Here is a 7828-nt window from a genome sequence, read left to right as displayed (position 1 = left end):
GGCGTCCAGCAGCCACAGCGTGCGGCCGCGGCCGTACGCTCCCGCCGCCGGGGCCTGGATCTCCCCGGCGCCGGACAGCGCGATCTCCGCCGCCTCCGCCTTGTCCTCACCGGCCGCCAGCAGCCACACCTCGCGCGCCGCCCGGATGGCCGGCAGCGTGAGCGTGACACGGGTGGGCGGCGGCTTGGGCGCCCCGTGCACACCGACGACGGTGCGCTCGGTCTCCCGCACCGCCGGTAGCTCCGGGAAGAGCGACGCGACGTGCGTGTCCGGGCCGACGCCCAACATGAGCACGTCGAACGTCGGTACGGGCCCGTGGTCCTCCGGGCCCGCCGCGGCGGCGAGCTCCTCGGCGTACCCGGCGGCGGCGGCGTCCACGTCCCCGCCGTACGGACCGTCCGAGGCCGGCATCGCGTGGACCCGTGCGGGGTCCAGCTCCACCGCGTCCAGCAGGGCCTCGCGGGCCTGCGTGACGTTGCGCTCCGGGTCGCCCTCCGGCAGGAAGCGCTCGTCGCCCCACCACAGGTCGAGCCGCCGCCAGTCGACCGCGTCCCGCGCCGGCGAGGCGGCGAGCGCGGCCAGCAGGCCGTTGCCGTTGCGCCCGCCCGTGAGCACCACCGAGGCGGAGCCGCGGGCGGACTGGGCGTCCACGATCCTCGTGATCAGCCGGGCCGCCGCGGCCTGCGCCATCAGCTCCTTGCCGCGGTGCACGACGAGCTGCGGGGCACTCACTTGGACGCCGCCTTCTTGGCCGCGGTCTTCTTCGCGGCCGGGGTCCCCGCGTCCGCCGGGGAGGACGGCTTCTGGCCGGAGCCGACGGACGACGCCTCCGTGGGGCCGCCGAGGCGCTCCACCCCGAACTTCACCGTGGAGGCGTAGATGTTGTCCGGGTCCAGACGCCGCAGTTCCTCCGCCAGGAGTTCCGCGGTCTCCCGCCGCTTCAGCGCCACCGCGCGGTCCGGCTGCCCCACCATGCAGAGCGTGGCGAGCGAGCCGTCGGCCCGGTCGAGCACGATGTCGCCGTTCTTGGTCGCCATCCGCACGGCCGTCAGGCCGGGACCGCCGGACAGGGTGCGCTCCACCGGGACGCCGAGCCGGTCGGCGAGCCACATGGCCAGCAGTTCGCAGCTCGGGTTGTCGGACTCGCCCTCGACGGTGGCCGAGACGACTTCCGCGGGCTGCTGGTCGAGCGCCGCCGCCAGCATCGAGCGCCAGGGCGTGATGCGGGTCCAGGCCAGGTCGGTGTCGCCCGGCTGGTACGTCGCCGCGCGCACAGCGAGCTCGTCGAGCGGGTGCTCGGCGGAGTAGGTGTCGGTGATCCGGCGCTGGGCGAGCGCCCCCAGCGGGTCCTTCGCCGGGTCGGCGGGCGCGTCCTCGGGCCACCACACCACCACCGGGGCGTCCGGCAGCAGCAGCGGCAGGACGACCGACTGTGCGTGGTTGGCCAGCTCGCCGTGCAGTCGCAGCACGACGGTCTCGCCCGAGCCGGAGTCGGAACCGACCCGCACCTCGGCGTCCAGGCGCGCGTCGCGCCGGGCGCGCGGCGAACGGCTGACCCGCTTGATCACCGCGATGATGCGCGAGGGGTGCTCGCGCGAGGAGTCGCTCGCCGCCTTGAGCGCGTCGTAGGCGTTCTCCTCGTCGGTGACGACCACGAGGGTCAGCACCATGCCGATCGCCGGGGCGCCCACCGCGCGGCGCGCCGAGACCAGGGCCTGGTTGATCTTGCTGGACGTGGTTTCCGTGAGATCGATCTTCATGGCCGGCGCCAGCTCCGTCCGTCGCGTGCGAGCATCTCGTCCGCCTCTGCCGGACCCCAGGTCCCGGCCGGGTACTGGGCGGGCTTGCCGTGCTTGTCCCAGTACGCCTCGATCGGGTCGAGGATGTTCCAGGAGAGCTCGACCTCCTGGTGGCGCGGGAAGAGGTTGGCGTCACCGAGCAGGACATCGAGGATGAGCCGCTCGTACGCCTCCGGGCTGGACTCCGTGAAGGACTCGCCGTAGGCGAAGTCCATCGTGACGTCCCGCACCTCCATGGAGGTGCCGGGCACCTTCGAGCCGAACCGCACCGTGACGCCCTCGTCCGGCTGCACCCGGATGACCAGGGCGTTGCCGCCCAGCTCCTCCGTCGCACCGGACTCGAAGGGCAGGTAGGGGGCCCGCTTGAAGACGACCGCGATCTCCGTGACCCGGCGGCCGAGGCGCTTTCCGGTACGGAGGTAGAACGGCACGCCCGCCCAGCGGCGGTTGTTGATCGTCAGCTTGATCGCGGCGAAGGTGTCGGTCTTCGACTTGGGGTCGATGCCGTCCTCCTCCAGGTAGCCGAGGGCCTCCTCGCCGCCCTGCCAGGCGTGCGTGTACTGACCGCGCACCGTGTGCAGGCCGAGGTCCTCCGGCAGCTCGACCGCCGTGAGCACCTTGAGCTTCTCGGCGACCAGGGCCTTGGGGTGGAAGGAGCCGGGCTCCTCCATCGCCGTCAGCGCCAGCAGCTGGAGCAGGTGGTTCTGGATCACGTCGCGGGCCGCGCCGATGCCGTCGTAGTACCCGGCCCGGCCGCCGATGCCGATGTCCTCGGCCATCGTGATCTGGACGTGGTCGACGTACGACCTGTTCCAGATCGGCTCCCACATCGTGTTGGCGAAGCGCAGCGCCAGGATGTTCTGGACCGTCTCCTTGCCGAGGTAGTGGTCGATGCGGAAGACCTCGTTCGGCGGGAAGACGTCGTGCACGAGCTGGTTGAGCTCCTGCGCGCTCTCCAGGTCGTGGCCGAACGGCTTCTCGATGACGGCCCGCCGCCAGGTGCCCTCCTTCTGGTCGGCCAGCCCGTGCTTCTTGAGCTGCTGGACGACCTTGGGGAAGAACTTGGGCGGCACGGACAGGTAGAAGGCGAAGTTGCCGCCCGTGCCCTGGGCCTTGTCGAGCTCCTCGATCGTGGCCCGCAGGGTCTCGAAGGCCACGTCGTCGTCGAAGTTGCCCTGGACGAAGCGCATGCCCTGGGCGAGCTGCTGCCAGACCTCCTCACGGAAGGGCGTGCGCGAGTGCTCTTTGACCGCGTCGTGGACGACCTGGGCGAAGTCCTCGTCCTCCCAGTCGCGGCGCGCGAAGCCGATGAGCGAGAAGCCCGGTGGCAGCAGGCCGCGATTGGCCAGGTCGTAGACGGCAGGCATCAGCTTCTTACGGGACAAATCGCCCGTGACGCCGAAAATCACCAGACCCGACGGCCCCGCGATGCGCGGGAGCCGTCGGTCCTGGGCGTCACGGAGCGGGTTGGCTCCGGGAACACCAGACAAGGTGGTCAGCCCTTCGAAGGAGCGAGGCGCTCGAGCTCGGCCTCGGTCGACTTGAGCAGGTCGTTCCAGGCCGCCTCGAACTTGTCGACGCCCTCGTCCTCCAGCAGCTGGACGACTTCGTCGTAGCTGACCCCGAGCTTCTTGATCGACTCGAGATCGGCGCGGGCCTGGTCGTAGCCACCGGCGACGGTGTTGCCGGTGATGTCGCCGTGGTCGGCCACGGCTTCCAGCGTCGCCTCCGGCATGGTGTTGACCGTGTTGGGGGCGACGAGGTCGTCGACGTACAGGGTGTCCTTGAGCGACGGGTCCTTGACGCCGGTGGAGGCCCACAGCGGACGCTGCTTGTTCGCGTGCGCCTTGTCGAGGGCGGCCCAGCGGTCACCCGCGAAGACCTCCTCGTACGCCTCGTAGGCGAGACGGGCGTTGGCGAGGGCGGACTTGCCCTTCGCGGCCTTCGCCTCGTCGGTGCCGACGGCGTCCAGCCGCTTGTCGATCTCGGTGTCCACACGGGACACGAAGAAGGACGCGACCGAGTGGATCTTGGAGAGGTCCAGGCCGGCGGCCTTCGCCTTCTCCAGGCCCGCCAGGTAGGCGTCCATGACCTCGCGGTAGCGCTCCAGCGAGAAGATCAGGGTCACGTTGACGCTGATACCCCGGCCGATCGTCTCGGTGATCGCCGGGAGGCCGGCCTTCGTGGCCGGGATCTTGATGAGCGTGTTCGGCCGGTCCACCAGCCACGCCAGCTGCTTGGCCTCGGCGACCGTGGCCAGGGTGTCGTGGGCCAGGCGCGGGTCGACCTCGATGGAGACCCGGCCGTCCTGGCCGTCCGTCGCGTCGAAGACCGGACGCAGGATGTCGGCGGCGTCCCGGACGTCGGCCGTCGTGATCATGCGGACGGCTTCCTCGACGGTGACCCTGCGGGCGGCGAGGTCGGTGAGCTGCTGCTCGTAACCGTCACCCTGCGAGATCGCCTTCTGGAAGATCGACGGGTTGGTCGTGACACCCACCACGTGGCTCTGGTCGATCAGCTCGGCCAGGTTCCCGGACGTGATCCGCTTGCGCGACAGGTCGTCGAGCCAGATCGCCACGCCCTCGTCGGAGAGGCGCTTGAGTGCGTCTGTCATGAGAGTTGCATCTCCTACTAGTCGTATGACCGCGTCAGCGCGCGGCCGAGGCGAGAGATTCCCGGGCGGCTTCCGCCACGTGCCCGGCGGTGAAGCCGAACTCACGGAAGAGGACCTTGGCGTCGGCGGAGGCACCGAAGTGCTCCAGCGAGACGATGCGGCCCGCGTCACCCACGTACCGGTACCAGGTCAGGCCGATGCCCGCCTCGACGGCGACCCTGGCCTTCACGGACGGCGGCAGCACGCTGTCCTTGTAACCCTGGTCCTGCTCCTCGAACCACTCGACACACGGCATCGACACCACACGGGTGGGGACGCCGGCCGCCTGGAGCTCGTCACGCGCCTCGACGGCCAGCTGGACCTCGGAGCCCGTGCCGATCAGGACGACCTGCGGCTCACCGCCCTCGGCGTCGAGGAGCACGTACCCGCCCTTGGCGGCGTCCTCGTTCGCGGCGTAGGTCGGCACGCCCTGGCGGGTGAGCGCCAGGCCGTGCGGGGCGCCCTTGCCGAACTCCTTGGTCCAGCGGCGCAGGATCTCGCGCCAGGCGATCGCCGTCTCGTTGGCGTCGGCCGGGCGGACCACGTTGAGGCCCGGGATCGCGCGCAGCGCGGCGATGTGCTCGACGGGCTGGTGGGTCGGGCCGTCCTCGCCGAGGCCGATGGAGTCGTGCGTCCACACGTACGTCACCGGCAGGTGCATCAGCGCGGACAGGCGCACGGCGTTGCGCATGTAGTCGGAGAACACCAGGAAGGTGCCGCCGTAGATGCGCGTGTTGCCGTGCAGCGCGATGCCGTTCATCGCCGCGGCCATGGCGTGCTCGCGGATGCCGAAGTGGATCGTCCGGCCGTACGGGTCCGCCTCGGGCAGCGGGTTGCCGGCCGGGAGGAACGACGAGGTCTTGTCGATCGTGGTGTTGTTCGAGCCCGCCAGGTCGGCGGAGCCGCCCCACAGCTCGGGGATGACACCGCCGAGCGCCTGCAGGACCTTGCCGGAGGCCGCACGCGTGGCGACCCCGTGGCCGGCCTCGAAGACCGGGAGGTGCTCCTCCCAGCCCGCGGGCAGCTCACCGGCGTCGATCCGGTCGAAGGTGGCGGCGCGCTCCGGGTCGGCGGTGCGCCAGGCGGCGAAGGACTTCTCCCACTCGGCCCTGGCCTCGCGGCCGCGGTCCAGCGCCCCACGGGTGTGGGCGATGACCTCGTCGGCGACCTCGAAGGTCTTCTCCGGGTCGAAGCCGAGCACGCGCTTCGTGGCCGCGATCTCGTCGTCGCCGAGCGCCGAGCCGTGCGCGGCCTCGGTGTTCTGGGCGTTCGGGGCGGGCCAGGCGATGATCGAGCGGGCCGCGATGAACGACGGGCGCTCCGTCTCGGCCTTGGCGGCCTGCAGCGCGCGGTACAGGCCCTCGGGGTCCAGGTCGCCGCTGGGCAGCTGGTCGACGCGCTGGACGTGCCAGCCGTAGGACTCGTAGCGCTTCAGGGTGTCCTCGGAGACCGCGGTCTCCGTGTCGCCCTCGATCGAGATGTGGTTGTCGTCCCACAGGAGCACCAGGTTGCCGAGCTTCTGGTGGCCGGCCAGCGAGGACGCCTCGGCCGAGATGCCCTCCTGGAGGCAGCCGTCACCGGCGATGACCCAGACGGTGTGGTCGAACGGGGAGGTGCCGGGAGCCGCGTCCGGGTCGAAGAGACCGCGCTCGTAGCGGGAGGCCATCGCCATACCCACCGCGTTGGCGACGCCCTGGCCCAGCGGGCCGGTCGTCGTCTCGACACCGGTGGTGTGACCGTACTCCGGGTGGCCCGGGGTCTTGGAGTTCCACGTGCGGAACGCCTTCAGGTCGTCCAGCTCCAGGCCGTATCCGGCCAGGTAGAGCTGGATGTACAGCGTCAGGCTGGAGTGTCCCGCGGAGAGTACGAACCTGTCGCGGCCGGTCCAGTCCGCGTCCGCCGGGTCGTGGCGCATCACCTTCTGGAAGAGGGTGTACGCGGCAGGAGCCAGGCTCATCGCCGTCCCCGGGTGGCCGTTTCCGACCTTCTGTACGGCGTCCGCGGCGAGGACGCGGACGGTGTCCACGGCCCGCTGGTCCAATTCGGTCCACTGGAGGTCTGTGGTGGTCGGCTTGGTGCTCACCCTGAGTCAGGGCTCCTCTCCACTGTCGTAAACCGGTGACTGGTTACCGCACCGGGCATTGCCGAGCCTACCCCCGACGACAGGCCGTACTTCTGCCCTTTCCACAGTGCGGGCGACCTGCGGAGTTCGCCTCCCGTATGAGCGCTCCCGTTCACTTCTGCGCCACCCCCAAACACGAGGCCACCCCCGCGAAGAACGGCGTATGCCCAACGTCTACAGTGGTCTGGTTCGCGCAAGTCTTTACCGGACCCTCATGTCCGGAGCTTGCTGGGATTTCTCTGTCAGGGGTGTGCGTGACGGCCGTCGAGTCCCGACCCGCAGGGGTCGCCTTGACTCCGAGCCCGGTGGGCCATCGCCCGTTCGGGGCCCGCGTCAAGGCATTCGTTGCGCTTACCAAGCCGCGCATCATCGAGTTGCTGCTCATCACCACCGTCCCGGTGATGTTCCTCGCCGCTCAGGGAGTGCCCGACCTCTGGCTCGTGGTCACCACCACCGTCGGCGGATATCTCTCCGCGGGCGGTGCCAACGCGCTGAACATGTATATCGACCGTGACATCGACGCGCTGATGGACCGCACCTCGCAGCGGCCGCTCGTCACCGGCATGGTCTCCCCGCGCGAGTGCCTGGCCTTCGGAATCGCCCTCGGTGTCATTTCGACCGTCTGGTTCGGACTGCTCGTCAACTGGCTCTCGGCCGCTCTGGCGCTCGGCGCACTTCTGTTCTACGTGGTCGTCTACACGATGCTGCTGAAGCGCCGTACCTCGCAGAACATCGTCTGGGGCGGAATCGCCGGCTGCATGCCCGTACTCATCGGCTGGTCCTCCGTGACCAATTCGATGTCCTGGGCCCCGGTGATTCTTTTCGCCGTGATGTTCTTCTGGACGCCGCCGCACTACTGGCCGCTTTCCATGAAGGTCAAGGACGACTACGCCCGGGTCGGCGTTCCCATGCTCCCGGTGGTCGCCTCCAACCGGGTGGTCGCCCGCCAGATCGTCCTCTACAGCTGGGTCATGGTCGCCGTGTCGCTGCTGCTGACGCCGCTCGGCTACACCGGCTGGTTCTACACCGCGGTCGCCCTGCTGGCCGGAGGCTTCTGGCTCTGGGAGGCGCACGGCCTGCGGAACCGGGCGAAGGCCGGGGTGACCGGCGCCAAGCTCAAGGAGATGCGGCTGTTCCACTGGTCCATCACCTACGTCTCCTTCCTCTTCGTCGCCGTCGCGGTGGACCCCTTCCTGAGGTAGTCCCGCGCGAACCGGAGCTCCGCCGACGGGCGGGGTGCGTGGCCGAGGCCAT

The 7828-nt window shown here is 70.2% G+C and carries 6 protein-coding genes; 1 reads left to right on the top strand and 5 read right to left on the bottom strand.

What is annotated here, in order from left to right; genetic code table 11:
- The 5 genes from pgl to tkt form a co-directional block, all read right to left on the bottom strand.
- On the bottom strand, window positions 1-732 hold a 732-nt coding region (pgl, locus tag ABZ371_RS25785), incomplete at its 3' end, for a 6-phosphogluconolactonase (protein ID WP_358683781.1).
- Window positions 729-1760: a glucose-6-phosphate dehydrogenase assembly protein OpcA gene (gene opcA, locus ABZ371_RS25780; RefSeq protein WP_358683779.1), complete on the bottom strand. Its 1032-nt coding sequence runs from the start codon at window positions 1758-1760 to the stop codon at window positions 729-731. The genes pgl and opcA, both read right to left, overlap by 4 nt.
- On the bottom strand, window positions 1757-3289 hold the full coding sequence (gene zwf / locus ABZ371_RS25775) for a glucose-6-phosphate dehydrogenase (RefSeq protein ID WP_358683777.1): 1533 nt from the start codon (window positions 3287-3289) through the stop codon (window positions 1757-1759). The genes opcA and zwf overlap by 4 nt, the downstream gene beginning before the upstream one ends.
- A 5-nt stretch (window positions 3290-3294) precedes the next feature.
- Complete coding sequence (tal, locus tag ABZ371_RS25770; RefSeq protein WP_358683775.1) at window positions 3295-4413, bottom strand: transaldolase; 1119 nt, start codon at window positions 4411-4413, stop codon at window positions 3295-3297.
- Window positions 4414-4447: 34 nt separating this feature from the next.
- On the bottom strand, window positions 4448-6535 hold the full coding sequence (gene tkt / locus ABZ371_RS25765; RefSeq protein ID WP_358683773.1) for a transketolase: 2088 nt from the start codon (window positions 6533-6535) through the stop codon (window positions 4448-4450).
- A gap of 287 nt (window positions 6536-6822) precedes the next feature.
- Here tkt and ABZ371_RS25760 point away from each other — a divergent pair, with 287 nt between their 5' ends.
- Window positions 6823-7776, top strand: coding sequence for a heme o synthase (locus tag ABZ371_RS25760; protein WP_358683771.1), 954 nt, complete (start codon window positions 6823-6825; stop codon window positions 7774-7776).
- The last annotated feature ends 52 nt before the right edge of the window (window positions 7777-7828 follow it).

Origin of the sequence: Streptomyces sp. NPDC005899 (genome assembly GCF_040629645.1) — a bacterium.
Lineage (GTDB): Bacteria > Actinomycetota > Actinomycetes > Streptomycetales > Streptomycetaceae > Streptomyces.
Note: the sequence above shows the minus strand (reverse complement) of the source record. Positions and strands in the feature narration are given on the sequence as shown.

Bases quoted from the DNA above. Each gene is read 5' to 3' on its own strand.
- opcA (WP_358683779.1), bottom strand. From the start codon at position 1,760: ATGAAGATCGATCTCACGGAAACCACGTCCAGCAAGATCAACCAGGCC.
- tal (WP_358683775.1), bottom strand. From the start codon at position 4,413: ATGACAGACGCACTCAAGCGCCTCTCCGACGAGGGCGTGGCGATCTGG.